Below are 26,251 nucleotides of genomic sequence, written 5' to 3' on the forward strand. Positions count from 1 at the left end.
CGTCCCCATAGGCGGCGCGGTGGGGCCTGTGTTCCGGTGGGATGCCTTCGGCCAACCCGAAGGCTTCGACGAGTGCGCCCAGGCGGTAGCTCACCCGGTCGGGCCGCAGCCGGCGGGCCAGCCTCAGGGTGTCGAAGACTTCGCCCGGCGCCTAATCCGGGAGCTTGCGGCGCAAGACCCCGAGGTCAACGGGGGCGTTGTGGGCGACGATTGCCGTGTTTTCCAGCGCGGTGCGTACCTCTTCGGTGATATCACCGAACATGGGAGCTTCTTCCACCATTGGGTTTGAGATGCCGTGGATGCGCTGGGCGATACCGGTGATAGGAGTGGCCGGACGCACCAGCCAGCTGAGCGGCTTCCCGATCGCGCCGCCGGTGACGGGGACGGCGGCCAGCTCCACGAGGTCGGGCGGCCGCCCGCCGTTGCCCTCCACGTCCACGACGACGTAGCCCCGGCTGGTCCAATCCGTCACGATGCCTCCTCCTGGCCCCAGCCGATGTCGGCACGCCCGTGCCGTCCGGCGTAGTGAGGATGACGTAGATCGTGGATTTGGAAGCGCAGGGCATGTTGGAGGAAGTAGCGGGGCTGCTCATGGGGGAGCCCGCCGACCACCACAGCCCGGTCCGTGACGTCGATGATTTCCAGCGAGGCCCCGAGCGTCGAGGTCTTCCAGCACAGCGAAGGTGTGGGGCTTCACCGCCGGGAGGAACGGCTCGGTGGCCCGGTTGAACAACTGGATAGGGGTGGTGTCCGCCCGGAAGTACGGGTGGGCCACGAGCTGGGTCACGGCCTCGGCGTCGCTCATCACGGCGCGGGGCTGGCGCTGGCCACAGCCCGTAGGTGTGGCGGATGCAGTAGGCGCAGTCGAGCGGGCAGCCCTGGATGTGGTTGAGGGATAGCCCGCTTTTACGGTACTCCACCACTTCGCGCGCCCGCGTGGGAAGTTGCTCGATCTGCCTGCTCGCAAGCAGGGGGACGAGAGTGGTCACCATTGCCCTCCGGGGCCTGGTCAGGTGTGGCCGTGATTGGCCTGACTCGGAGGGTAAGGGGACGTCATGAAGTAACAAATACGTGATCGAGAGCATCATCGCAGGTCACAGGCCTGTGGAGGGTTCGAAACGCGCAAGTTATTTCATTTCGACTCCTAAGGGGCATGAACGATCCTGGAAAGAATGTTTCTCAGAATCTCTCGAAACTCAAGCCTCCTCGTCTTGCCCGCGAAAATCCGCGCCATCCTCGGCCACTTCGGCGGCCAGGTCATCGAGTACGCGGGTGATGATCACGCGGGCCGGTCGGCCGTAGCTGGCGACGGCGGCGAGTTGGTCAAAGGCGCTCGCGTATAGCTCGATCTCCTGCGGTTGCCGCAGGTCAAGGGCCGCACTGAAGGTCTCGACCAGTACCCGCTCGGTGTCGTATATCCAGAAGCCGTGCCACGGCGACGTGGCGTACTGCGTCTCGAATCCGATGATCCCCAGCCGGACGTTGGGCAGCTGGGAGAAGGAGATCAGACGGTCGAGCTGGCCGAGCATGACGTCTGATGGGCACAGCCGAAACCTGAGTGCCGCCTCGGTCAGCACGAAGTGGAACCGCTTGTCGGAGCGGTACAAGATCTCTTGTCGCCGGACCCGTGCGGCCACGGCTTCGTTGATGTCGTTCGGCAGCTTCAGCCGGCGGATGCCCTCGGCGAACCGTGCCCGCGCATACTCGGCGGTCTGGAGCAGACCGGGGATCACGGTGGCTTCGAACGCCCGGAAGAGCCGGGTCCGCTCGTCCCACCCGATCAGCTCCTGCTGCCGCGGCTTCAGGCCAGTCCGCAGGATGCGCTGCCACTCCGCGTGCTGGACTTCGAGCGTGTGTAGGGCCGCGAGCAGGCTTTCGGCTTCCGCCTGACTGCCGGTTGCCCGCGTCCAACCCCTGATGTCGTCGTCAGTGGGCGCCTGGCGGCCGTTTTCGAGCTTGGAGACCTTGGAAGCCGGCCACGACAACGACTCCGCGAGCTGCCGGCCGCTCAGGTCGGCCGACGTACGAAGCTCGCGGAGTCGTTTGCCGAGCGCGCCACGCGCCTCGTGGACGTTAGACGCGCCGGAGGTGCTGTTCGGTGGCAAAGTCGTCCCGTCTTACAGCGTGGTGCCAGGCGGCATCACGCCAGTAGTTGTGCTGCACGATCTCGGCCGGGTCTTCGACTACTTCACCACCCAGGAAGCGGGCGTCATCGTCGAAGTGCATCCGAACCAGCTTGGACGAGTCGAACAGCCAGTAGTCGTGGTTTGGCAGGCCGCCGGCCTCGGCCAGGTCGCGCGTCAGGTAGCGGATGTCCTCGCCGGCACCACCTGTGAACTGCGCACACCACACCCCGAAGCGGCTGTAGTCGGTCAGCGGCAGGCTCACTACCCGCACGCGGGCGAACCGGCGGCCCGCGGACGTCGCCTCCCGGAGCATGTCCAACCAGCTCTGCATCCACGGAAGGTCATCTGGCTCGTCCGCGAGGAACTTCCGCAACGACTCGTTTTCGTATGGCGCGTCGTAGCTGTCGCGGTCCTCCAAGCGGAAGGCGGTGTGCTCGAAGGAGTGGAAGAACTGCCGGAACTCGGGGCCGGGTGGGATGAGCTGGCTCAGTGCTCCCCCTCCTGCTCCAGGTAGCGGCGGACGTAGAACTTCAGGACGTCTTCCGGGATCTCGATCAAGGTCTCGTGGTCGGGGACGGCGCCGATGTCCGCAAGCGCCTGCGGGTCGGTCACCTTCCACCCCTGGGCGATGTAGGTCACCCGGTCCGTACGGTCGGTGGCGAACAGGGTGGGCGAGTTGTCTATCTGGGAGTCAGGGTCCTTGCCGAGGAACCGGGCACGCACGGGGCCTCCGTTGCTAGAAATATTGCGAACCGTTCTTCGGGCCATGGTGGCTAACCGGGCGTGGGGACGTCAACCACGGACGACGGCGGGATGATCTCCCCGGTGGCGGATTGGGACAAGTAGGGGCAAGTTGCACCACTCTCTCCCGACGACTCCGCGTACCGAGATACCGCTGCGTCCGCAGCCAGACCACTTGATGAGCCTGACTCACGAAGTGGCGAGACTGCGTCACGGTCGCGCCACACCCGCAGCGGCAGGCACGCGCCTCGGGCCGGGCGGTAGCGCCTTGCTTATCCGTATTCACCTTGAGTGATCTACGGTACAATTGATCTAGTTCTGTCCGGAATGTCTCGTTCGAAAGCCGCTCCACCAGGGGCACGCACGGTTGAGACAGGCCAGAGCCCCGCGCCCCCGTCCAAGGCGCGGGGCTCTGCCGCTTCAAGGTCTCTTGTACTGCAATTCGTACCACAATTGGCGACGGGGGCCGCCAAGCGACTCAGGCGACACCCTCCCGCTTCTCACTCTCTGTAACAGTGGGTGGAGTCTGCAGCCAGATGAGGATATCGTCGATGCTCCCTGCGGTCCCCCGCCGGACGTCCTCGAACACGTCGATGCTACGCGCCGTCCTACCCGCCAGCTCCGAAGCGATGATCTACATCGCCATGATTGACAACCTCGCCAAACACGTAACAGGCGTGAGGTGCCCCGGGTCTGGTGGAGACTACGCCCGCGGCTCAGTGCGAGGCCGACGCCCAAGGGCCAACGCCACCGATGCGTTCGACATCCTTGATTCTTTCTACTGCGCCGCTGCCTGCCGGTCAATTGAGCGGCTAGACCATGCCCTCCGGCTGGAGGACCTGGCCGCCCACGCCGGGATGAGTCGCCGAACCTTCACCCGCCGCTTCGCTACGTCAGCACCTACGCGACGCCATCGCAGTCCCCCGAACGCCTACCGCAGAACCTTCCGCGGCTAAGGCGCCAGGAGCGCGTCCAGTGGTGAGGCGGGCCCGGTGCGCCCGCGCCTTGGCCCGGTTGCCGCAGATGGCCATGCTGCACCAGCGACGCTGGTGGGCCTTGGTGCGGTCATAGAACCACAGCGTGCAGGTCGGGCCGTCGCAGTTGCGGACGAGCGACCGGTTGCCATGCGCGAACAGGTCCGCGGCGGCCCGCGCCGGCAAGGCGAGGAGAACCTCGGCGGATGCCCACGTCCCGCTTTCGACGATCGCGGGGGTACCGCCGACGCGGGTAAGCCGCGCGTACCGATGGTCGGTGGCCAACAGCCCATTCAGTCGCGACAGCGTGGGTTCGTCCGGCACGGTGGAGCTGCCGCCCGCCCAGGCGCCGATAAGCGGCCGCAGCCACTCCCGGAGCTCGACCGCGGCGACGGCGATGCGGTCGAGCTCCTCGGGCCCGAACCGAGCAGGCAGCGCCTCTCGTTCGGCCGTGCCGACAAGCCCCGCGAGCTGGAGCCAGCGCAGGTAGCTCCGCCCATCGGCGATCAACTCGATCGGGCCGTCCGCCGAGAAGGCGAGGCTGTTGACGAAGTCCAGCACCGGATGATCGCCCAACCCGATCAGCACGTCCGGGTTCATCGGAGACCTCCCCTCGAGCCGATCGCCCAAATAACCACTCCACTTCCTCTTGAGAGGTTACTCCCCCGCCAAAGTAATCGTCTTAGCTATCTTTTTTAGATATCTTTTATGGACCACTGGACCACTGGACCACTGGACCACTGGACCACTGCGCCCGCTGAGCCCCCTGCGCCCGACGGGGCCCGCCGCTGACCGGCAGGAGCCCGTCGGGACGGTCGGTCAGGAGTTGGCCACGGCGGTCAGGAGTTGGCCACCGGAAGGTAGATCCGATTGCCGGCGGCGTTGAACTCGGCGGCCTTCTCCCGCAGGCCGGCGGTGACCGCCTCGTCGCCGGCCGGGCCCGCGCCATGCCCGGCCGGGTCCAGCCCGTCCCCGCCCGCGTGTGCCCGCACCTGGTGGGAAATCTTCATCGAGCAGAAGTGCGGGCCGCACATCGAACAGAAGTGCGCCGACTTCGCGGCCGGGGCCGGCAGCGTCTCGTCGTGGAACGCGCGTGCGGTGTCGGGGTCGAGCGCGAGGTGGAACTGGTCAGCCCAGCGGAATTCGAACCGGGCGTCCGACAGGGCGTCATCCCAGGCCTGCGCGCCGGGATGACCCTTGGCGAGGTCGGCGGCGTGCGCGGCGATCTTGTAGGCGATGACGCCGGCCTTGACGTCGTCCCGGTCAGGCAAGCCGAGATGCTCCTTCGGGGTGACGTAACAGAGCATGGCGGTACCGGCCCATCCGATCATCGCCGCCCCGATCGCGGAGGTGATGTGATCGTAGCCGGGGGCGATGTCGGTGGTCAGCGGCCCGAGGGTGTAGAACGGCGCGTCGTGGCACAGCTCCCGCTGCAGCTGCACGTTCTCCTCGATCTTGTTCATGGGCACGTGCCCGGGGCCCTCGATCATCACCTGGACGTCGTGCTCCCACGCCACCTGCGTCAACTCGCCCAGGGTGGCGAGCTCGGCGAGCTGTGCCTCATCGTTCGCGTCCGCGATGGACCCGGGCCGCAGGCCGTCGCCCAGGGAGAACGTGACGTCGTACGCGGCGAAGATCTCGCACAGCTCGGCGAAGTGGGTGTAGAGGAAGTTCTCCTCGTGATGGGCCAGGCACCAGGAGGCCAGAATCGAGCCGCCGCGCGAGACGATCCCGGTCCTGCGCCGCGCGGTCAGCGGCACGTAGCGCAGCAACACCCCCGCGTGGACCGTCATGTAGTCCACACCCTGCTCGCGCTGCTCGATCACGGTGTCCCGGTAGACCTCCCAGGACAGCTTCTCCGGCCGGCCACCGACCTTCTCCAACGCCTGGTAGATCGGCACGGTCCCGACCGGCACCGGCGCGTTGCGGATGATCCACTCACGGGTCAGGGCGATGTCCGACCCGGTCGAGAGGTCCATCACGGTGTCCGCGCCCCAGCGGGTCGCCCACACCATCTTCTCGACCTCTTCCTCGATTGAGGAGGTAACGGCCGAGTTGCCGAGGTTCGCATTGATCTTCACGAGAAACGCACGGCCGATCGCCATCGGCTCGGACTCGGGATGGTTCACGTTCGCCGGCAGCACGGCCCGCCCCGCGGCGATCTCCGCCCGCACCGTCTCGACGGGAAGACCCTCCCGCAGGGCGACGAACTCCATCTCCCGAGTGATCTGACCGCGGCGGGCGTAGCCCAGCTGGGTTACGGAAGGCCGTCCCGGCACCGCCCGACGGGGCACTCGCACCTGCCCGCTGAGATCCGTCCCGCCAAGACCGGGCGTCCCAGAACCGGGCGCCCCGGTCCCGGGAACGGTCCGCTGCTCATCCGGCGCGGTGTCGCCACGCTGGGCGATCCAGCTGTCCCGCGTCGCCGGCAGACCCCGGCGCACGTCGATGGTCACCCCCGGATCGGTATATGGACCGGAGGTGTCGTACACCACGACGGTGTCACCCGTGGTCAGCACGATCTCCCGCATCGGCACCCGCAGATCGGGATCCGCACCGACCAGCCAGGTCTTGCGGCTGCCCGTCAGCGGACCCGTCGAGACCGCCGTCATCGCCGCGGCCGAGATGGACGAGGAGGAGGACGAGATAGACGAAGAGGAGGACGAGACAGAGGAGGACGAACGGTCGGTGCGCGACACCATGTAAGACTCCCTACGCCGGCATTACCCGGACAGGTTCCTGCGGTCGGCGGCCCCAGCCGCCCTCTCAGCCCCTTGGCGGAGCTCCCGCGATCAACTTCGACGCTTGTCGACAGTAAGACACCGCCGGCCCGCTCGCCACCCCTTCCGGTTCATCCGACGCATGCCCCACACCATCGGGCGACGTGAGAGCCCTGTTCCGCCGGACCCCGGTTTCTCCGCGTGGCGGGGAACGCCGGACCAGCTCAGCGGTCCGGGGCCGCCGCCGGCCCGGAACTCCCGCCCAGGTAGGCCGTCTCGATGAGCTCGGGACGCGCGACGAGATCCGCCGCGCTCGCCGACAGCGCGATCCGGCCCCGGTCGAGAACGTAGCCACGGTCGGCCACCTGCAACGCGAGCGAGACGAACTGCTCGACCAGCAGCACGCCGGTCGACGTCTCGAGGGCGATCGTGCGCAGCAGGGCGAGCAGCTGCGGCGCGACCCCGGGTGCCAGGCCGAACGACAGCTCGTCCACCAGCAGCAGACGCGGTCTGCGCACCAGAGCGACAGCCAACGCGAGCCGTTGCCGCTCACCCCCGGACAGTTCTCCGGCCGACCGGTCGAGCAGGCCGCGCAGCACCGGGAACCAGTCCAACACCGGCCCGATCTCGCCGGATGAGCGCCGGCCGGCCGCCAGGCGCAGGTTCTCGCGGACGGTCAACCGCCCGAGTGACCCTCGTCCCTGCGGTACGACCGCCATCCCCCGGCGGGCGAGTGTGCTCGGCGCGGCCCGGCGCGACCGGTCATCGAGGACCTTGACCCGCCCCCTCGACGGCGTCAGCAGCCCCGCCGCCGTGCGGATCAGCGTCGTCTTGCCCGCGCCGTTCGCTCCGAGCAGCGCCACGATCTCCCCGGCACCGACGGTGAGCGACACGTCCCGGAGCACCGGAACTCCGTCGTATCCGCTTGTGACCCGGTCGAGCACGAGCAGATCGCCCCCGCCTCGACCGGGGGCCGGCGCCGGGGTGGAGCCAGGCATGGACCCGGAGGCAGAGGCCGGGGCAGGCCCGGCGCGGTCGCCGCCGTCCGGCTCACCACCGCCCAGATAGGCGGCGCGGACCGCCGGATCGGCGCGCACCTCGGCAGGTCGACCGCGCGCGACGACGCGGCCCCCGTCCAGGACGAGGACGTGGTCGCATACGTCGAAGACGAGCTTCACATCGTGGTCGACGAGCAGCACGGCGATGCCGTCGGCGGCGATGCGGCGCAGCCGGTCGGCGAGCGTCCGGCGGGCGGCCGGGTCGAGACCCGCGGCCGGTTCGTCCAGCAGCAGGACCTTCGGCCCGGCGACGAGGGCGCGGCCGAGAGCCACCGAGGACCACTCGTCGTGGGAGAGCGTCGACGGCAGGCGGTCGGCGATCGTGGCAAGCCCGAGCGACCGGGCCGGATCTGGCCCGTCCGCGGGTCCGGGTGCCCGGGGCGTGACGACGGCCAGGTTCTCCCCGACCTCCAGGCTGTCGAAGAGTTCCAGCGCCTGGAAGGTGCGGGCGAGCCCCAACCGCAGCCGCTCATGCGCCGGCAGTCCGACGAGCACGGCACCGTCCAGCGTGACGGTGCCCGCGCTGATCGACGCAAACCCGGTGAGGGCGTCGATCAACGTCGTCTTTCCGGCTCCGTTGGGTCCGATGAGCCCGGTGATGGTGCCGGCCGACAGGGTGAAGGAGACATCCTCGAGGATGCGCGTACGGCCCTGGTCGGCGGCGAGCATGTCGACCGCCAGCAACGCCGTCACGGGGCTCCGCCCGGGTTGACCGGATGCGGGGTCAGGCTCGGCCGGCCCTGGTCCGGCGGCTGCGGGTGTCGCACGTGATCTCCTCGACGCGTTCGCTGCCCAGAACCGGTCCGATGCGTGCCACCCGACCGATCCACGCGGCCCTGATGATCGGCGCGAGCCGTCCGATGCGGTCGGTACGCGAGCCCGGCCGGACGTAGCACCGCCAGCACCACGACGGCGATCCCGCACAGCACGGACTGGTACTTGCCGAGCCCGGCAACCTGGTCCAGCACGATGAACACGATTCCGCCCGGCACCAGCAGACCGCCCAGCAACGCTCCGCCGACGCTCGTCACCCCACCGGCGGCCGCGATCGCCAGGAAGAACAGCGAGGCCGTGACGCCGAACGAGTCGAAGGACAGACGTCCCTGACCGTAGCCGATGAGGCAACCGCCGAGACCGGCGATCGCGGCGGAGAGAGTGAAGGCGAGCACCTTCGTACGACGGACGTCGATCCCGGCTGCGGCAGCGGCCCGTTCGTTCGCGCGCACGGCCAGCATGCGCCGGCCCAGGTCCGCGGTGCGCAGCCGGGCGACCCCGTAGCAGCACGCGGCGAGCACGGCCAACGCCAGCAGCCCGTACTCCGGCCGAGGGAACCCGGCACCGGCGAGCCCGAGATCGAGGCCGAAGATCTTCGGATTCGGTACTACCGACCCGGCCAACCCGCCGGTGACCAGCGGGTTTCCGAACACCACCTCCTGGATCGCGACGCCGGCGATCAGAGTGATCAACGCCAGGTCGATTCCACGCAGCCGCCGTGACAGCACCCCCAGCAGCAGGCCCGCCACAGCGGCGGCACTCGTGGCGAGCAGGGGTGCGATCGGGAACGGCACGCCCAGCTCACCCTGGAGTCTGGCCAACAGGAAGCCGGCGACACCGGCGAGGGTCATCTGCGCCAACGAGAGCTGTCCGACGTACCCGGTCAACACGACGAACGACAGACACACCACGGCGCCAGCGAGGCTGCGTTCGAGGCCGAGCCGGTAGGGGCCGGTCAGCACGAGGATCGCGACCACCCCGAACGGCACACCGATTGCGAGGTGGCGCAGGGGAGACTCCGGCGGTTCGACCACCGGCATCGGAGCCGACACGGCGACGCCCGCGGCGCGACCGGGAATCAGGTCCCCGCGCCGGCTCGCCACCGCGATGACCAGAAGCATCGGAAGCAGCGCGCGCAGTCCCGGCTGGTTCAACCAGGAGACGTCCTGTTGCAGCGGGATCAGGACAGCCTGGGTCATGCCGAGGCCGAGAGCTCCGACGACGGTCAGACCGAACGAGGACAGGCCACCGAGCAGAGCGGCGGCGAGCGCGGGAACGACGAACAGCGAGTAGCTCGTCGGATTCAGCGCACTGATCGGCGCCACGAGGATCCCGGCGAGAGCGGCGAGCACGGCCGCAATGACCCAGTTGACGGCGGCGATCCACCCGGGCCGCCGACCGAGAAGCGCGGTGGTCTGCTCATCCTCGGCGACGGCGCGGGTAGCCAGGCCGAACAACGTCCAGCGCGACATCGCCCACAGACCGGCGGCGACCACGATGACCGACGCGGCGAGCAGCAGCCGGTCGCTCGCCACGGTCACGCCCAGCAGGGACAGCGGTGACTGCGGCAGCACCGGGCTAAGGAACCTGTTGTCAGATCCGAACTGGAGCACGGCGACGGCCTGCAGCGCGATCGTGAGGCCGACCGCAGCCACGACCGTCATCAGCGGCTGGGCACGCCGCAAGGGCCGAAAAATAACCAGATAGGATACCATCGCTAGGATTGCCGCCATTGCGAGGGATACTGACAGGGCTAGCCCGAAGGTGGGCGTGTCGGTGAGATGAATTCTTGGCGACATCCCGACGACGGGCAGTACGAGGTCCCCGACCTCCCGTAGTTCTGCGTACTGATAGGTGACGTACATAGCGAACGCCCCATGGGCGATGTTGACCACGCCGGACGCGCGGTAGGTGAGCACGAGCCCCAGCCCGAGCGCCGCGTACACGGCCCCCGGGCCAAGGCCGAGCAGCAATGCTGCTATATACGTTGTCACCGGGCCCCCGTAGACGCATCTATTACAGATAGAGAGATCCGAACTGCGATGAAAACCGGACGCATGGTCACACAACAGTCCCCGTCCGGCCGGTCGACGGTCAAGCCCCCAGAACTGGACGACAGAAGTGTAGCTTCACGAGCCGTGAGACAAGCCTCCCGCATCCTCCTCGCGTTCTCCGTAGCCTTGTCCGTTGTCGTCGTCGGGTGCACGAGTCAGCGCGGTGGCTCGTCCGGCGCAGCTGCCGGTGGCAGCGCGGCGGCGAGCCGCCTGACCGGGCCTCCGGTCACTGTCGGCTTCGTAACGGTTGAGAACAGCACTGTCGGGTCATACCCGGAGACCCGGAAGGCCGCTCAGGCCGCCGTGGACTACGCCAACACCTCTCTGGGCGGGCTCGACGGTCGGCCGCTCCGGCTGATCAGTTGCGCAACCGACGGCTCGCCGGAGTCTTCCCAGAACTGCGCCAACCGGCTTGTCGCCACGAAACCACTCGCGGTGGTCGGCGGGATCGATTTCGGCGCGGAGGCGGCGATGCCGATATACGAGACCGCCCACATCCCGTACGTCACCGGCTCTCCTCAGCTGAGCGGAGAACTCGGCTCACACAACGCCTTCGCGTTTTCCGGCGGTTCGCTCAGCGAGCTGCTCGGCCTCACCGACTATCTGACGAACATCCGGCATGTGCGCAGCGTGCACGCGCTGTACCTCGACCTGCCCGGCCTGCTGTCCGCCGCTATCCAGGGATCACAGAACATCCTGCGCCATAAAGGTGTGTCCGATATCAAACTGGTGCCAGAGAAATCCGACGCGGCGGACTTCGCGCCAGCCCTGACCCAGGTCGCGGCGGGCAAGCCAGACGCGATCATCGTGGTGTTCCAGGCAGCGACGTGCACCCGGATCGTCCAGGCCGCGGCGGCGCTGAACATCCGCAGCGACATCTACTTCATCGGTCCCTGCACCACCCCCGCGGTGCCGCGCGCGGCCAGCGGCCGGACCGACAACCTCTACTTCGCTTCCAGCTACCTGCCGGTCGGGACGAGCGATGGTGACGCCGACACGGCGGCGTTCCGTAAGGCGATCCCGGAGCCCGATCGTTCCTCGTCGTCGCAGGGATCCTTCTCCGCCGTCCTCAACATCCGGTCGCTGCTGGCCGGTACCGCCCAGCCGACCTCGGCCGCCCTGCTCACGGCGCTTCGTGCCTCCCACGACCACCCGAACGTCATGGCCCATCCGTTCACCTGTGACGGCAAGCAGATCGACATCTTCCCGGCGGTCTGCAACACGGCGGTGCGGCTGCTGGCGTGGAAGAACAACACGTTCACCGATGTCACCAGCAACTGGCTCGACGGGCGCCAGCTCATCAAACTGATCAACTAATCACCTGGGCCGACCCGGGCCAGGCTGGACCGATCCGGGCCGCGGCACGGCACGGCTCGCTCAGCGAGCGGCTCCGGTCGGTCCAGATCAGCGCCGCCGATTCATCGGACAACACCCACTGTCTCATCCGGACCCAATGTCTCATCCGGCGCGACGCCGCCGAACAGGGCGGCGTCGACTGCCCCCGCAGCCGGTCACCCAGACGCGACGCGCACCGGCTTCTTGACAAGCGGTTGACTAACGTTGCTAGCTAGAATCGACTAACAGCGTTAGACGACTAGACGACTAGACGACTAGACGACTAGACGACTAGACGACTAGACGGTCGACCCGGACCACGCGCCCACGGATCCCAGGCCCCAGGCCCAGCCGGATCCGCTGCCGACAGCAGCCAAGATCACCCTTGCCGGGCTCCTCCCACTTCTGACAGCCGGAATCTGGGGTAGGTGGCTGGCGCCGCGGGCAGCACGCAGGCTCGGCCAACCGTCGCGACTCGCGGTGAAACTGGCCCTCTTCGTCGCCACCGCGATGCTCCGGCGAGCGCCGGTTATCCGCTCTGGGCACTACTCTTCGTGATCTTCCTGGTCGCGACGACGGTGTCCGCGCAGATCCTCACGCCGCACCAGGGAGCCGGTGTTTAGATAAGAGTCCCACCTGAGCCAGCCGTGACGCATCGAGGCGTGGAATAATTCTTCCATGAAAGCCGCGGTCCACATCACGTGTCAACTGATTTCTTCCGGTCGGAGAACGGCGAAAATTCGAATGCCGGCTGGCCGGGTAACTGTCACGATGTCGGCATGGTGACGAAACCCGGAAAAGAGGATCCGGCCGAGTACGGCGGCCGGATCGCAGATGTCTACGACCGGTGGCATCTCGTGGGTTCCCAAGTCGAAGAGATCGGCGCGGTCGTCGACTTCCCCGCGGAACGGGCCGGCGACGGGCCGGTACTGGAACTCGGAATCGGGACCGGGCGAATCGCCCTGCCGCTGGCGGCGCGTGGAATTCCGGTAGCCGGGATCGACGCCTCCGAGCGCATGGTTGGGCGGCTGCGGGCGAAACCCGGCGGCGCGGAACTGCCGGTGACGATCGGGGATTTCGCCGACATCGACGTTCCAGGAGGTTCGTTCAGCCTCGTCTACGTCGTGTTCAGCACGTTCTTCGCCCTGCTGACCCAGGCTGACCAGGAACGGTGTTTCGCCTCGGCCGCCGCCCGCCTGCGGCCCGGCGGGGTGTTCATCCTGGAGGCGTTCGTACCGGAACTCTCCCTGTTCGACCGCGGGCAGGACCTCCGGGTCACCACGACCGCCGACGACGAGACCCGGTTGAACACCGCGATACTCGACCGCTCCACCCAGCGGATCCATAGCCGCCACATCGCCATCACCGACCACGGCATCGACACCTATCTCCGGTGGAGTTGCGCCACGCCTGGCCCGCCGAGCTCGATCTCATGGCTCGGCTCGCCGGCCTGGCACTGGTCGACCGGTACGGTGGCTGGGATAGTGCGCCCTTCACCGCCGCCAGCACCGTCCACATCCCCACTTGGCGCAGGTCCTGACCCGGCGCCCCCGGACCCGAGCCGGCCCGGACCCGAGCCGGCCCGGACCCGAGCCGGCCCGGACCTCGGCCAGCCTCGACCGGGGCGGATCCCAGACCTGGCGCACCTCCCCGGTTGGGCACCTCCCGAGACGGCAAGGAACCGTCAGTCGATCCAGTCACGGGGCCAGTGGATCTCCTCGGCCGTAAGGCGGGGCCGGTCGGTCAGGGACCAGGGCGCGTCCAGGTCTTCCTGGACGACGGAGAACAGTCCATGGTCAAATGGCTCCCCCGGCGCCGGGGCGACCTGGACCAGCCGTTCCCGCACCCCGGCGCGCTGATGTGTCAGCGCCCGGTGATGGCAGTAGGGATTGTTGCCGGCGCGGCCGAAGAAAGTGTGGGCGGTCCAGGTGCAGCCGCCGCGGCAGACGTCCGCGTACGCACAGCCGCGGCAGAAGCCCCACAGGTTCTCGACCGCGGCCGGCGTCCCCGCCGCCATGTTGACCGCCAGCTCGGGAGCGTCACGCAGCAGATCGGTGAGGCTGCGGTCGCGGATGTTGCCCCCGGCGTAGTCCCGGGTCGGCAACGAGGGGCAACCCTTGATCGTGCCGTCCGCCTCGATGCCGAGCGTGGACAACCCGGCCTGGCATCCCGCCCAGAAGGCCGACCCCTCGGGAGAGCGCAGCAGCCTTTCGTAAGGGCCGTAGTAGCCAACGTTGTTGCCGGCATGGACGCGGATGCCGTCCCGGCGGGCGCGACGCGCGATCCGGGCAAGCATCGGGAACACCTCGAGCAGCTCGACCGGCTGGAGCAGGAGCTCGGCGTGGTCGGCCGCGTTGCCCATCGGAACGGTCAGCTGCCACTGCCAGGCGACGACGCCCGCGGCCCGCAGCCGCCGGTACAGCTCGGGCAGTTCGGATGCGGTCAGACGATTGATCTGGGTATTGCAGGTAGCTTCGACGCCGGCGGCGCGCAGCCGTTCCATCGTCGTGAAACACGACTGCCACGAGCCCTTCCGGCCGCGTAAGCGATCGTGGGTGGCGGCCATCCCGTCCACCGACACCGAGCACTGTTCGACACCCGCCGTGCGCAGTCCGCGCGCCATGGCCGCGCTCATCCGGTATCCACCCGTCGTGACCGTGCATCCCATGCCCCGGCGGGTGATCTCGGCCGCGATCGTCAACCAGTCGCGGCGCAGGAACGCCTCACCGCCGATGAGCGTGACTTCGTCCACGCCGACCGCCGCGAGCTGCGCCACGACGTCGAGCGCCTGCTCGGTCGTCAGCTCCGCGGGCCGCCGGTCACCGACGCGCGAGCCGCAGTGCCCGCAGGCGAGATTGCACGCCAGGGTCAGCTCCCAGACGGCGTACGTCCGGCGCGGCGCCGTCCTCCTCGACCGGAGAGAACCGGGTGGACCGGGTGGACCGGGCGCCTGAGCACGTGCCATGGGAACGAACCCGGTCATCTCGGATCCGTCACCTTCGGAACAGGCGACGCAGCCAACCCCGCCGAGGCCCGGAAAACCACTGATCCCGGTCGGGCTGGGGCGGCGGGAGCGGTTGGAGCGGTGGGCCGCCGTACACGGGCGGCGCGATCGGAAGCTCGCCCGTGCCCCAGGCTGGCCCCGCGGACTGCGGCGGCGGGTAGAGCCCGGGAGGCGGCTGGGCCGACGGCCACCGGCCGGATGCTTCGAGGGTCGTCTCGGTGGACTCCTCCGCGGCCAGTCTCTCGGCGATGTCCTCAGCCCGCCCCGGGCCGACCTGCGCAGCCCAGGAGGGCCCTCGTGGCAGCCGCGGGTCCGCCGGTTCATCCTTCGCCATCCCCCACCTCCACCGACATCATCGCCGAAAGAGCCCGCACCGGCCATCGGCACCGTTCACCGACCATCGGCACTGTTGCATCCCGGGAAGGCACGGCATGCTAACCGCTCAGGGTCGACTGGAGCGATCCCGATCCGCTTTCTTGTCAGAGTTCACCTAACGAGCCGTCCGGCTCGCGCTCATCCCCGCTGTCACACGCACAGGCTGGTAGCGCAACCGCTCGCGTCAGACCTCGACGGCAGATCTCGACGGTCAGATCTCGACGACGGCCTGGGCGAACTGGGACTGGTACAGCCGGGAGTACGGGCCGCCAGCGGCCAGGAGTTCGGTGTGGGTGCCCTGTTCGACGATGGCTCCGTTCTCCATCACAAGAATGGTGTCCGCGTCCCGGATGGTCGACAGTCGATGCGCGATGACGAACGCGGTCCGGCCCGCCCGCAGGGTCGACATCGCCCGTTGGATGAGGACCTCGGTACGGGTGTCCACCGAGCTCGTCGCCTCGTCGAGAACCAGGATCAGAGGTTCCACGAGGAAGGCACGGGCGATGGTGATCAGCTGCTTCTCCCCGCCGCTCACGCCGACCCCCTCGTCGTCGAGCACGGTGTCGTAACCCGCGGGAAGGGTGCGGATGAACCGGTCGACGTGCGCGGCGCGGGCCGCCGCCACGATCTGCTCCTGGGTGGCGCCCTCCGCACCGTAGGCGATGTTCTCCGCGATCGTTCCGCCGAACAGCCAGGTGTCCTGCAGGACCATGCCGATGCTGGCCCGCAGTTCATCCCGGGACATCGCCGCGACATCGACCCCGTCCAAGGTGATCCGTCCGCCGGTGACCTCGTAGAAGCGCATCAGCAGGTTGATCAGAGTGGTCTTGCCGGCACCGGTCGGCCCGACGACCGCGACGGTGTGACCAGGTTCCGCGACGAGTGACAGGTCCTCGATCAACGGCTTGTTCGGTTCGTAGCGGAAGGAGACGTGTTCGAAGGCCACCCGGCCACGAAGCCGCTCCGGATGCGCCGGAACCGCCCGGTCGGGTTCCTGCTCGACGGTGTCGAGCAGGTCGAACACCCGCTCCGCGGAGGCCACCCCGGACTGCACCAGGTTCGCCATGCTGGCAACCTGGGACAACGGCTGGCTGAACTGCCGAGAGTATTGGATGAACGCCTGGACGTCACCGATCGACAGCGAGCCGGACGCGACCCGCAGGCCGCCGATCACCGCTACCAGCACGTAGTTCAGGTTTCCGATGAACAACATCGAGGGCTGCATGAGACCGGAGATGAACTGCGCGCGCCAACTGGCGGCGTAGAGCCGCTCGTTCTGCTCACGAAAGATCTCCGCGGATTCCTCCTGCCGGCCGAACGCCCGCACGAGCGTGTGCCCGGTGTACATCTCCTCGATATGGGCGTTGAGACCACCGGTGATCCGCCACTGAGCGACGAACTGGGGCTGAGCCAGCTTGCCGACCCGGGTCGCCACCATGATCGACACTGGCACCGTGACCAGCGCGATCAGGGCGAGGATCCAGGAGATCCCGAGCATCATCGACAGCACGCCCACGATCGTCAGCGTCGACACGACGATCTGCGACATGCTCTGCTGCAGGCTCTGCCCGAAGTTGTCGATGTCGTTGGTGACCCGGCTGAGCACCTCGCCTCGCGGCTGACCGTCGAAGTAACGGATGGGCAACCGCGAGATCTTCGCCTGGACGTCGCGGCGCAGATCACTGATCACTCTCTGCAGGGCCAGGTTCGCCAGCCGGGCCTGGAGCACACCGCACAGCCCGGACACCGCGTAGACGAGCACGACCCCCAGCAGCACGACACCGATAGCATCGAAGTCCAGGCCATGACCGGGGGTCACGTCGAGCGAGGCGAGCAGGTCCGCCTGGGTGCCGTGGCCGGTGGCACGCAGCTGCGCGACCGCCTGCTCCTTCGTGCTGCCAGCGGGCAGCCGCCGACTGAAGATCCCCGCGAACACCAGGTCGGTGGCGTGGCCGAGCAGGCGAGGACCGATCACGCTCAGACCGACACTCAACGTCGCCAGGACCACGACGGCGATCATCAGGTGACGCTGCGGTCGCAGCAGTCCGAGCAGTCGGCGGCTCGAGGCGGCGAAGTCCATCGACTTCTCCGTCGCGCCCGGGCCTATGAAGAACCGAGCGGGCCCGGCCGTCGGGGCCGGGCCGCGGCGCGGTACCGGTACCGGTACCGGGCTGCTCATGCCGCCTCTTCCTCGGTGAGCTGGGAGAGCACAATCTCGCGGTACGTGGTGTTGTCGGCCATCAACTGCTGGTGGGTGCCGACGCCGACCACCTCACCGTGGTCCAGCACGATGATCTGATCCGCATCCCGGATGGTGGCGACCCGCTGAGCAACGATCACCACGGTCGCGGCGGAGGTCTCGTGGGCGAGCGCCCTGCGCAGACGGGCGTCGGTGGCGTAGTCGAGGGCTGAGAAGGAGTCGTCGAACAGGTAGATCTCCGGGCGGTGAACGAGCACGCGGGCGATGGAGAGCCGTTGGCACTGGCCGCCGGAGACGTTCGTGCCACCCTGGGCGATCGCGGTGCCGAGACCGTCCGGCATGGCTTCGACGAAGTCCTTCGCCTGCGCAATCTCCAGCGCGCGCCACAGTTCGTCTTCGGTGGCGTCCGGATTTCCGTAACGCAGATTGGTCGCGACGGTGCCGGAGAACAGATACGGCTTCTGTGGAACCAGGCCGACGGTCCGGGCGAGCAGCGCCGGGTCGAGATCGCGGACGTCGACGCCGTCGACGAGGACGGCACCCTCGGTGGCGTCGGCCAGCCGCGGGACCAGACCGAGCAGCGTCGTCTTGCCGCTACCGGTGCTGCCAATGATGGCTGTGGTCTGACCCGGCCGGGCGCACAGGCTGATTCCGCGCAGGACCGGCGCCTCCGCTCCCGGGTAGTGGAACCCAACGCCCCGCAGTTCCAGGTCACCGTGGCGGCGCAACTCCCGCACCGGGTTCTGCGGTGGCAGGACCGTGGAGTCGGTCTCGAGCACCTCCTGGATGCGCTCCGCGCACACCTCGGCGCGGGGAATCATCATAAACATGAAGGTGGCCATCATCACCGACATCAGGATCTGCATCAGGTAGCTGAGGAAGGCCGTCAGCGCGCCGATCTGCATCTGGCCGGCGTCGATACGGTGAGCACCGAACCACAGCACGGCCACGCTCGAGAAGTTGACCACGGTGAGCACGAGCGGGAACATCAACGCCATGAGTCGACCGAACCGCAACGAGACGTCGGTCAGTTCGGCGTCAGCCACCGCGAACCGGCGCCGCTCATAATCGTCCTGGACAAAAGCGCGGATCACCCGGAGTCCGGTGATCTGCTCCCGCAGGATCCGATTGACGGTGTCCAGGCGCTCCTGCATCGCCCGGCCCAGCGGCCGCATCCGTCGCACGATCAAGCTGATGATCACCGCGAGGACCGGAGTGATCGCGACGAGCAGGAGCGAGAGCCCGGCGTCCTGATTGACCGCCAGGATGATGCCGCCCAGGCACATGATCGGCGCGGAGACCATGAGCGTGAAGCTCATCAACATCAGCATCTGCACCTGCTGCACGTCGTTCATGGCCCGGGTGATCAGTGAGGACGCACCGAAGCGGCCGACCTCCCGCGCTGAGAACGACTGGACCCGGTCGAACACCGACGCCCGGATATCCCGACCGAGCGCCATCGCCGTCCGGGCTCCGAAGAAGACGGCGGCGCCGGCGCAGACGATCTGCACGACGCTGACACCGAGCATGAGTCCACCGATACGCATGATGTAGCCGGTGTCGCCGATGACCACTCCACGATCAATGATGTCAGCGTTGAGGGTGGGGAGGTAGAGCATGGCGATCGTCGCCACCAGCTGCAGAAGGACCAGTATCGAGATCGGCCGGCCGTAGGGGCCGAGGTGAGCCCGCAGAAGTCGGATCAGCATACGGTCCTCTCGGTGGCGGCTGGTGGTCGAACCGGTAGATCGCGACAACGGTGGGTAACCACATTGCAAACGTGTTGCGACCCTACGACGTCAACCCAACATCAGGTCAAGGCATTTTCAGTGCCACGCACTGGAGAGTTGGGGGCCAGTGCCACGCACTGGAGACATGGCAGCTACCTCATGCCGGATACCTGCCGGGGATGTCGGCGAGCGGTGCGGGTCCGCCGAAGAGGTTGCCCTGGCCGAGGTCGCAGCCGCTGTGCGCGAGGGTGGCGGCCTGCTTCGCGTCGGTGATGCCGGTGCCCAGCAGTGAGATGCCCAGCCCGCGGATGGTGGCGAGGAACGCCGTGCGCAACGTGCCGTCGTTTTCTTCTTCCCCGGGGGTGCGGCCGTCGGTCAGCGATTCGGTCAGCTGCCGGGTGGCGGTGGCGTCGAGCACGATGATCTGGACGGGGAGTGGCAGAAGGGGATCGAACGAGAGGTCCTCGGCGCTGGGACAGATGATCGCGAGCCTGATGCCTCGTGCGGCCAGTCCGCGCAGCGCCCGCAGGGCGGCCTGATCGGTGTGGTGCGTCGCGCCGACGACGCGGAGCACGAGAGCATCGGGTGGCAGGTGGTGGACGGTCAGGGCACTGACCACCTCGGTCGTGAACCAGGCGTCAGCGGCATCGATGATCGAGACGGGGATGTGGAGGGCCACCTCCGGATGGCCCGTGCTTCGGTAGCGGCCGAGGTCACGGCAGGCCCGGTCGAGCAGGATGTGCTCCAGTGCGGGGGCCAGCCCGGTCTGCTGGGCGGTGGGGATGAGACGGTGGTGGGGAGCGGGTCGGGAGGACGGGTCGTCCCACCGAAGCGCCGCCTCGACACCGACGGTCCGACCGGTGTGGAGCTCGATGATCGGCTGATAGCTGACGTCGAGGGTAGCGCCGCCATCCTCGCCGCGTACGGCGTGGGTGAGGCTGGTGCGCAGGGCATCCTCGGCGCTGGCGGGGCACAGCTCCGGCCGGTACACCACCAGGGTGCCCTTACCCCGCCGTTTTGCGGCATACATGGCGGAGTCCGCCTGTTTCAGCACGCTTTCCGCAGTGGCCTGAGTGCCGGGGTCGACAACGACCAGCCCAATGCTGGCCTGGATTGTATGAACCGTTCCGGCGAGTACCAAGGGTACGCGGAGTGTTTCCAGGATCCGCCGCCCGATGGACTCGGGGTCGACGCAGCCACCTTCCAGTAGGACCGCGAACTCGTCGCCGCTGATGCGGGCAACCGTGTCGGTGGTACGGGCGCAACTCGTCAGCCGATCCGCGGTTACGCGAAGCAGGTCGTCGCCGGCCGCGTGCCCGAATCTGTCGTTGACGCTCTTGAAGTCGTCGAGGTCGCAGAACAGTAGTGCAAGCTGCGTATTGTCCTGCGTATTGTCGTGGAGGCGCCGGGCAAGTCCGCGTTGCAGTCGGGCCGTCAACAGCGTGCGGTTCGCCAGGTCGGTCAGCGGATCGTGCAGGGCCTGGTGGTGCAGCTGTCGTTCGCGGGTGTAGCGGTGGGCGTTGTCCAGGCACAGCGCCGCGCGGGCGGCCAACTCCTCGGCCAGGGCCAAGTCGTCGTCCTCGTAGGGCTCTGGTTGCCGGGAGCGGTAGAAACTGGCCACCCCGAACATTACGTCGCGGGTGGACAGGGGAACGGTGATGAGCGAGTGGATCCCCTGCGCGAGGAGTCGCTCGACGCGTTCGGGGTCCTGGGCCTGCCAGCCGGGAGCGGCGTGCAGGTCGGCATCAAGCACCGCCCGCCCGCTGGCCAGGCACCGGGCCTGCGGCGTGGAGGGCAGGAAGCTGATCTGGTGACCGACCGGGTAGAGGGCGAGGCCTTCCTGGATGCCGTGCAGGGCGGCGCGGCGCAGCAGTGCGTTCGGACGCAGCAGTGCGGTCGGATGCAGCGAGTCCTCGCCCCGCAGGACAGACTCCGCCAGGTCCACCGTGACGACGTCGGCGAGTTCGGGCACGGCTGCCTGGGCCAGTTCCTCGGCGGTCCGGGTCACGTCGAGGGTGGTCCCGATGTGCATACTGGCCTCGTACAGCAGGGTGAGGCGTCGCCGTGCCGCCACCGCGAGACGGCCGATTCCCTGTTCCCCGATGGCCAGCAGCGACGCGCCGATGGCGGGCTGCCGGCTGGCCGGGGGGGTACTGGCCGGGCGGGTGGCGTCGAGTGCACTGGCCGGCGGGCGCGGCATCGGCCTGGGCGCGCCATACGGCAGGAAAAGCCCCGGCGCCGACGGGGCACCGACGTCGGCCCCCTGCGGCTGGCTGTTGAGGTGCCCTGCCACGGCCGCGGCGCTGGTCATAAGGCGACGGGGCGGCCCGAAGGGAAAGGCGACCTCGACGGCCAGTCCGGCCACCGCGGAATGCGTCTGTACCTTCCTGCACACCAGCGTGGCGGTCTGACCGTGCGGCAGGGATACCTCGCTGACGGTCGGGCGGCCCGCTGCGATCAGTTCAGCGGCCTTCTCCTGCAAAACCAGCCGAATATCACGCTCGATCTCGATGCCGGACCCGGCCTTGAGATCGAGCGGAAACTGTGCGCCGCCAGCCGGTATCCGCATCCGGTGTTTGGCCTGCCGGTACGCCAGGAGCAAGGCCCGTTCCCGCTCGCTCGCCTGTTCCAGCAGCCGATGTTCGATGGCGCGGCCAGCCTCCCCCACCATGGCTTCCGCCGACGGATTCGCCTCGGCGAGCCTGCAGATGAGGCTGAACACGCCCTCGATGCGCCCGCTGAGGGGGTCGCGGACGGGAACGGATATGCACGCGTCCGGCTGGTAGAGGTCAGCGAAGTGCTCGGCGCCCGAGACCCGGGCGGGGCGCCTTTCCACGAGTGCGAGGGCTACGGCGCTGGTGCCGACCAGGTGCTCGGCGACGCAGAACCCAGGGTGTAGGCCGAAGGATGCCTCACCGACCCGGTGCGCCAGTATTCTTGCCCGGTCGTCGGTGAGACACACGCACACCCAGGTCCCGGCGATCGTGGATGCCAGTCGGTCGAGCACCGGGTCGGCCGCGCGGACCAGGCGCGTATCCAGGTCAAGATCCGGATCATAGACGGGGGAGCACCGGTCCGGGCTCACGTTCAGTACCTGGCTGCGCCACCACGAACCCAAGATCGCGTTTTGTGGGCCTTCCGCTACCAGGTCACCGGCTACCAGGTCACCGGTCAGGAATAGTTCCCGCAGGTGAGCGTTGTTACGCTGCGCAAGGTCATCCCAGATGTCCACGATGAGTTCACCTACCTCCTCGGGATCCCCAGGGGTTTCCGCCTCACCCTGGCCTGCGCGCACATTCCACACCATCGAATCTACTACACCATTGTAGGCCTGCTGCCGCCTGCGGAATGCTCCGATCTGCGAGCGACGCTTGATATGAGACCGGTATAAGCACGTATGCGATGCTGGCGACGCTACCGGTGGAGCGGGACGCCCTAGTCGATCATGCCGTTGTGATCATGCAGCCGGCGTTACTGTTCGCGCGACGGCGCGGCACGGTCCGAGCACGCTCGACCTGCCGCAGCGGCTCAGAATGCCGCGCGAGCTCCGACGGCGGGGGCGTCGACGTCCACGATCTCCTTACCCAGGGGCAGCAGCGAGACCGGGATTAGTTTGAAGTTCGCCAGGCCGAGCGGGATACCAATGATGGTGAGGCAGAGTGCCAGGCCGGTGGTGAGATGTCCCAGCGCCAACCACCAGCCGGCCAGAAGGATCCACAGCACGTTTCCGATCAGAGACGCCCCGCCAGCGCCGGGTCGGTCGACAATGCGCCGTCCGAACGGCCACAGTGCGAAGTTCGCCATCCGCAGAGCGGCGATCCCGAAGGGGATCGTGACGATGAGAATGAAGCACACGAGCGCCGCGAGGGCGTAACCGATGGCGAGCCAGAAACCACCGAATACCAACCAGATGACGTTGAGCACGAGGCGCATGAGCTGACCCGCTCTCTCTCCCGATCCGACACCGGGATCTCCGACACCGGGATCTCCGACACCGGGATCGTGGTGAACGCCGATGGCAAGCCTGCCGGGAACATCGACGCCACTCCTGACGCCACTCGTCGATCAGCACTGAACTTTATCGTACCAATCGGGTCCAGGTCGTCCGGGCACGGTCGTCCGGGCACGGTCATCGGAACTCGCGATGACGCACCGTCAGGTACACCACGACGATCTGCCCCCGGGATGCCATCGCAAACAGAGTGGATGCCACGCGGCCCGGCACGTTCCGGCCCGGCTCGCTACTGTCGTGGCAGCAGTCCATGCCGGCATGTCGCGTCCGCACGAACGCAGGTGACGTACGCCGCCGCCGGGCACAGGCAGCGTCCCGGCCACGGTCGTCGGTATCCAGGAGGTGATCCGGTTCGGGCAGCTCAACCGGCTCCCGCCTGCCGTGGACACGAGGTGTTGCCCCGGTTACCTCTCTCGAGAGCGGAAATGATGCGCGGATGACCGATATGCAGGCATTCGACCACGTGATCGATCTCGTCGGAAACACACCGCTGGTCCGGATCACACCGACGATCGAGACGACGCCGGCGCCGGTGCTGGCAAAGCTGGAGTACCTCAATCCCGGTGGATCGGTGAAAGACCGGGTGGCGCTGACCATGGTCTCCGCCGCCGAGGAGGCCGGGCTGCTTCCGCCTGGTGGGACCATCATCGAACCTACCAGCGGAAACACCGGTGTCGGTCTGGCCCTGGTGGCGGCCCGGCGGGGCTATCGCTGCGTGTTCACCATGCCTGACAAGATCAGCGAAGAGAAACGGGCCATCCTGCGCGCCTACGGCGCCGAGGTCGTCATCTGCCCGACAGCAGTGGCACCCGACGACCCCCGCTCCTACTACTCGGTGGCCCGCCGGCTCGTCCGCGAGACTCCCGGTGGTTGGAGCCCGGATCAGTATTCCAACCCGAACAATCCCGCTGCGCACCACGCTACGACCGGGCCGGAGATCTGGCAGGCCACGAACGGTCGCGTCACCCACTTCGTCGCCGGCATCGGGACCGGCGGGACGATCAGTGGAGTCGGCCGTTATCTCAAGGAGGCGTCCGGCGGAACCGTGCAGATCGTGGGCGCGGATCCGGAGGGTTCGGTCTACTCCGGTGGCAGCGGCCGACCCTACCTCGTCGAAGGCGTCGGGGAGGACATCTGGCCGACGACCTACGACAAGACGGTCGTCGACCGGGTGGAGGCGGTCAGCGACCGCGACTCGTTCCTGATGACGCGCGAGCTGGCCAGGAAATGCGGGCTGCTGGTGGGCGGGTCAGGCGGACTCGCGGTGGTCGTCGCCCTCCGGGTCGCTCGCGAGCTCGGCCCGGACGACGCCGTCGTGGTCCTGCTTCCGGACTCCGGCCGCGGATACCTGTCGAAGATCTTCAACGACGAATGGATGTACGAGTACGGCTTTCTGGAGCCACCGTCGAACGAGCCGACCGTCTCGGACGTCCTGCGGAACAAGACCGAACAGACCAGTGGTCCCCCCGATCTGGTGCATGTCCACCCGGCCGAGACAGTCGGTGCCGCCATCTCCTACCTGCGCGAGTACAACGTGTCGCAGATGCCGGTGGTGCGGCACGAACCGCCCCTGCGGGCGGCGGAGGTCGCGGGTTCCGTCATCGAGCGGCATCTGCTCGCGGCGGTCTTCGCCGACCGGTCCGCCATCGACGATCCGGTCGTCGATCATCTGTCGCCGTCGCTTCCGATGGTGGGTACCGGCGAGCCACTGGCCCGGATCGTCGCGGTGCTCGGGGACGAACCCGCGGTGCTGGTACACGACGAGGGTAATCCCGTCGGCATCCTTACCCGTGCCGACCTGCTGAGTTTCCTGGCCGTCCGCTAGATCGGCACCGATCATCGAGGAGGCCCTAGCGTGGCGCCATGCCTATGGAGCAGCCCACTGAGGGATTCGAGACCATCGCGATCCATGCCGGCCAGGAGCCCGATCCCATCACGGGAGCGGTGGTGACGCCGATCCACCAGTCCTCGACGTTCGCCCAGGATGGCGTGGGTGGGCTTCGGAGCGGTTACGAGTACAGTCGTTCGGCGAATCCGACCCGTACCGCGCTGGAGACCTGCCTCGCCGCACTGGAACGCGGGACGGTCGGCCTCGCTTTCTCCTCCGGCATGGCGGCGACAGACGCCCTGCTGCGAACTGTCTGCCGGCCCGGAGACCACGTCATCATCCCGGCGGACGCCTATGGCGGCACCTACCGGCTCATTGCCCGGGTGCTCGCCGACTGGGGCGTCGACCACACCAGCGTCGATCTCACCGACCTCGATGCGATGCGAGTCGCGATCCGTCCGGGCACCACGCGGCTGGTGTGGTGCGAAACCCCGACCAATCCCATGCTGTCCATCGCCGACATCGTCGCTCTCTCGTCGCTGGCGCATGACGCGGGGGCGCTGCTAACAGTCGACAACACGTTCGCCTCGCCCTACCTGCAGCAGCCACTGACCCTGGGTGCGGACGCGGTGGTGCATTCCACGACGAAGTATCTCGGTGGCCACAGCGATGTCGTCGGCGGCGCGCTCGTGGTCGGCGATCCGGACCTGGGCGCCCGGCTACGATTCCTGCAGAACGCGGCCGGCGCCGTCGCCGGCCCCTTCGACAGCTGGCTGGTACTGCGCGGTGTCAAGACGCTCCCCATTCGGATGGACCGGCACTGCGACAACGCTCGGCGTATCGCGGCCGAGCTCACCACGCACCCCGCCGTCGGGACCGTCCGCTACCCGGGTTCGACCGGGCATGCGGGTCACGGCATCGCCGCGAAGCAAATGCGTGACTTCGGGGGAATGGTCTCGTTCACCCTTCGGGCCGGCCCCCGCGCGGCCGTGGAGGCATGCGGCCGGACCAGGCTGTTCACTCTCGCCGAGTCGTTGGGTGGGGTGGAATCCCTGATCGAACATCCGGCGAGCATGACCCATGCCTCGGTGGAGGGCTCACCGCTCGCGGTACCCGCGGACCTGGTTCGGCTCTCGGTCGGGATCGAATCGGTGGACGACCTCGTCGCCGATCTGCACCAGGCGCTGCGCGGGCTTTCCGACAGATCCGCGTAGCCCGGCCCCGATTTCGGGAGTGGCGGCTTCTGGCGCACGCGCCCGGTACGGAAGGGCGAACCAGCGAAAAAGTCCAAACCTTAACCCACAGGGGGCGTAATGAAGT

The 26,251-nt window shown here is 67.9% G+C and carries 19 protein-coding genes, 1 pseudogene and 1 riboswitch; of the genes and pseudogenes, 6 read left to right on the forward strand and 14 right to left on the reverse strand.

Annotation, left to right across the window (positions count from 1 at the left end; genetic code table 11):
- Positions 1–151 precede the first annotated feature (151 nt).
- From ACY5KJ_RS03175 to ACY5KJ_RS03215, 9 genes are all read right to left on the reverse strand, one after another.
- On the reverse strand, positions 152–472 hold the full coding sequence (locus ACY5KJ_RS03175) for a 3'-5' exonuclease (RefSeq protein ID WP_462186618.1): 321 nt from the start codon (positions 470–472) through the stop codon (positions 152–154).
- Between the two features lie 117 nt (positions 473–589).
- Positions 590–787 carry a hypothetical protein gene (locus ACY5KJ_RS03180; RefSeq protein WP_462202756.1) on the reverse strand — a complete coding sequence of 66 codons (198 nt, stop codon included), beginning with the start codon at positions 785–787 and terminating at the stop codon, positions 590–592.
- Between the two features lie 409 nt (positions 788–1,196).
- Complete coding sequence (locus tag ACY5KJ_RS03185; RefSeq protein ID WP_462186616.1) at positions 1,197–2,105, reverse strand: helix-turn-helix domain-containing protein; 909 nt, start codon at positions 2,103–2,105, stop codon at positions 1,197–1,199.
- A complete protein-coding gene (locus tag ACY5KJ_RS03190; protein WP_462186615.1) occupies positions 2,074–2,544 on the reverse strand; it encodes a DUF6879 family protein in 471 nt (156 codons plus the stop codon). The genes ACY5KJ_RS03185 and ACY5KJ_RS03190 overlap by 32 nt, the downstream gene beginning before the upstream one ends.
- 68 nt (positions 2,545–2,612) lie before the next feature.
- A complete protein-coding gene (locus ACY5KJ_RS03195; protein ID WP_462186614.1) occupies positions 2,613–2,849 on the reverse strand; it encodes a hypothetical protein in 237 nt (78 codons plus the stop codon).
- Positions 2,850–3,760: 911 nt separating this feature from the next.
- The gene (locus ACY5KJ_RS03200) at positions 3,761–4,441 is read right to left on the reverse strand and encodes a CGNR zinc finger domain-containing protein (protein ID WP_462186613.1); all 681 of its coding nucleotides are present in this window, start codon (positions 4,439–4,441) and stop codon (positions 3,761–3,763) included.
- A 239-nt stretch (positions 4,442–4,680) separates the two neighbouring features.
- Positions 4,681–6,453, reverse strand: a complete 1,773-nt coding sequence (gene thiC / locus ACY5KJ_RS03205; protein WP_462186623.1) for a phosphomethylpyrimidine synthase ThiC — start codon at positions 6,451–6,453, stop codon at positions 4,681–4,683.
- A gap of 80 nt (positions 6,454–6,533) precedes the next feature.
- Positions 6,534–6,641, reverse strand: a riboswitch (TPP riboswitch).
- 144 nt (positions 6,642–6,785) lie between these two features.
- The gene (locus ACY5KJ_RS03210; protein WP_462186612.1) at positions 6,786–8,312 is read right to left on the reverse strand and encodes an ATP-binding cassette domain-containing protein; all 1,527 of its coding nucleotides are present in this window, start codon (positions 8,310–8,312) and stop codon (positions 6,786–6,788) included.
- Entirely contained in the window at positions 8,309–10,387 is a 2,079-nt protein-coding gene (locus ACY5KJ_RS03215) for a branched-chain amino acid ABC transporter permease (RefSeq protein WP_462202757.1), read from the reverse strand. Before ACY5KJ_RS03215 ends, ACY5KJ_RS03210 begins: the two co-directional genes overlap by 4 nt.
- A gap of 144 nt (positions 10,388–10,531) precedes the next feature.
- Between ACY5KJ_RS03215 and ACY5KJ_RS03220 the strand changes: the two genes are divergently transcribed.
- The 4 genes and pseudogenes from ACY5KJ_RS03220 (at position 10,532) to ACY5KJ_RS03235 (ending at position 13,322) form a co-directional block, all read left to right on the forward strand.
- Positions 10,532–11,764: an ABC transporter substrate-binding protein gene (locus tag ACY5KJ_RS03220; protein WP_462186609.1), complete on the forward strand. Its 1,233-nt coding sequence runs from the start codon at positions 10,532–10,534 to the stop codon at positions 11,762–11,764.
- A gap of 396 nt (positions 11,765–12,160) precedes the next feature.
- Complete coding sequence (locus ACY5KJ_RS03225) at positions 12,161–12,340, forward strand: DUF2568 domain-containing protein (protein WP_462202761.1); 180 nt, start codon at positions 12,161–12,163, stop codon at positions 12,338–12,340.
- Between the two features lie 221 nt (positions 12,341–12,561).
- Positions 12,562–12,966 (forward strand): annotated as a pseudogene (locus tag ACY5KJ_RS03230) (class I SAM-dependent DNA methyltransferase); the annotation flags it as partial.
- Positions 12,967–13,175: 209 nt separating this feature from the next.
- Complete coding sequence (locus tag ACY5KJ_RS03235; protein WP_462186624.1) at positions 13,176–13,322, forward strand: hypothetical protein; 147 nt, start codon at positions 13,176–13,178, stop codon at positions 13,320–13,322.
- Positions 13,323–13,466: 144 nt separating this feature from the next.
- Here ACY5KJ_RS03235 and ACY5KJ_RS03240 read toward each other — a convergent pair whose 3' ends face one another.
- The 5 genes from ACY5KJ_RS03240 to ACY5KJ_RS03260 all read right to left on the reverse strand — a co-directional run bounded on the left by ACY5KJ_RS03240 (position 13,467) and on the right by ACY5KJ_RS03260 (position 23,024).
- On the reverse strand, positions 13,467–14,747 hold the full coding sequence (locus ACY5KJ_RS03240) for a radical SAM protein (RefSeq protein WP_462186607.1): 1,281 nt from the start codon (positions 14,745–14,747) through the stop codon (positions 13,467–13,469).
- A gap of 625 nt (positions 14,748–15,372) precedes the next feature.
- Complete coding sequence (locus ACY5KJ_RS03245) at positions 15,373–17,340, reverse strand: ABC transporter ATP-binding protein (protein WP_462202758.1); 1,968 nt, start codon at positions 17,338–17,340, stop codon at positions 15,373–15,375.
- Positions 17,337–19,070, reverse strand: a complete 1,734-nt coding sequence (locus tag ACY5KJ_RS03250) for an ABC transporter ATP-binding protein (protein WP_462186604.1) — start codon at positions 19,068–19,070, stop codon at positions 17,337–17,339. Before ACY5KJ_RS03250 ends, ACY5KJ_RS03245 begins: the two co-directional genes overlap by 4 nt.
- A 178-nt stretch (positions 19,071–19,248) precedes the next feature.
- Positions 19,249–22,386, reverse strand: a complete 3,138-nt coding sequence (locus ACY5KJ_RS03255) for a putative bifunctional diguanylate cyclase/phosphodiesterase (protein WP_462202759.1) — start codon at positions 22,384–22,386, stop codon at positions 19,249–19,251.
- Between the two features lie 233 nt (positions 22,387–22,619).
- The gene (locus ACY5KJ_RS03260) at positions 22,620–23,024 is read right to left on the reverse strand and encodes a YccF domain-containing protein (protein ID WP_462186602.1); all 405 of its coding nucleotides are present in this window, start codon (positions 23,022–23,024) and stop codon (positions 22,620–22,622) included.
- A 524-nt stretch (positions 23,025–23,548) separates the two neighbouring features.
- Between ACY5KJ_RS03260 and ACY5KJ_RS03265 the strand changes: the two genes are divergently transcribed.
- Both ACY5KJ_RS03265 and ACY5KJ_RS03270 read left to right on the forward strand, forming a co-directional pair.
- Positions 23,549–24,928 (forward strand): cystathionine beta-synthase, encoded by a 1,380-nt coding sequence (locus ACY5KJ_RS03265; protein WP_462186622.1) that lies wholly within the window; start codon positions 23,549–23,551, stop codon positions 24,926–24,928.
- A 38-nt stretch (positions 24,929–24,966) separates the two neighbouring features.
- Positions 24,967–26,145: a cystathionine gamma-synthase gene (locus ACY5KJ_RS03270; RefSeq protein WP_462202760.1), complete on the forward strand. Its 1,179-nt coding sequence runs from the start codon at positions 24,967–24,969 to the stop codon at positions 26,143–26,145.
- Positions 26,146–26,251 lie beyond the last annotated feature (106 nt).

The sequence above is a fragment of the Frankia sp. CcWB3 genome (assembly GCF_977927595.1).

What these genes read in the sequence shown, in the direction of transcription:
- ACY5KJ_RS03250 (WP_462186604.1), bottom strand. Translation starts at nt 19,070, where the DNA reads ATGCTGATCCGACTTCTGCGGGCTCACCTCGGCCCCTACGGCCGGCCG.
- ACY5KJ_RS03260 (WP_462186602.1), bottom strand. Translation starts at nt 23,024, where the DNA reads ATGCGCCTCGTGCTCAACGTCATCTGGTTGGTATTCGGTGGTTTCTGG.
- ACY5KJ_RS03245 (WP_462202758.1), bottom strand. Translation starts at nt 17,340, where the DNA reads ATGAGCAGCCCGGTACCGGTACCGGTACCGCGCCGCGGCCCGGCCCCG.
- ACY5KJ_RS03240 (WP_462186607.1), bottom strand. Translation starts at nt 14,747, where the DNA reads ATGGCACGTGCTCAGGCGCCCGGTCCACCCGGTCCACCCGGTTCTCTC.
- ACY5KJ_RS03200 (WP_462186613.1), bottom strand. Translation starts at nt 4,441, where the DNA reads ATGAACCCGGACGTGCTGATCGGGTTGGGCGATCATCCGGTGCTGGAC.
- ACY5KJ_RS03265 (WP_462186622.1), top strand. Translation starts at nt 23,549, where the DNA reads ATGCAGGCATTCGACCACGTGATCGATCTCGTCGGAAACACACCGCTG.
- ACY5KJ_RS03270 (WP_462202760.1), top strand. Translation starts at nt 24,967, where the DNA reads ATGCCTATGGAGCAGCCCACTGAGGGATTCGAGACCATCGCGATCCAT.
- thiC (WP_462186623.1), bottom strand. Translation starts at nt 6,453, where the DNA reads ATGACGGCGGTCTCGACGGGTCCGCTGACGGGCAGCCGCAAGACCTGG.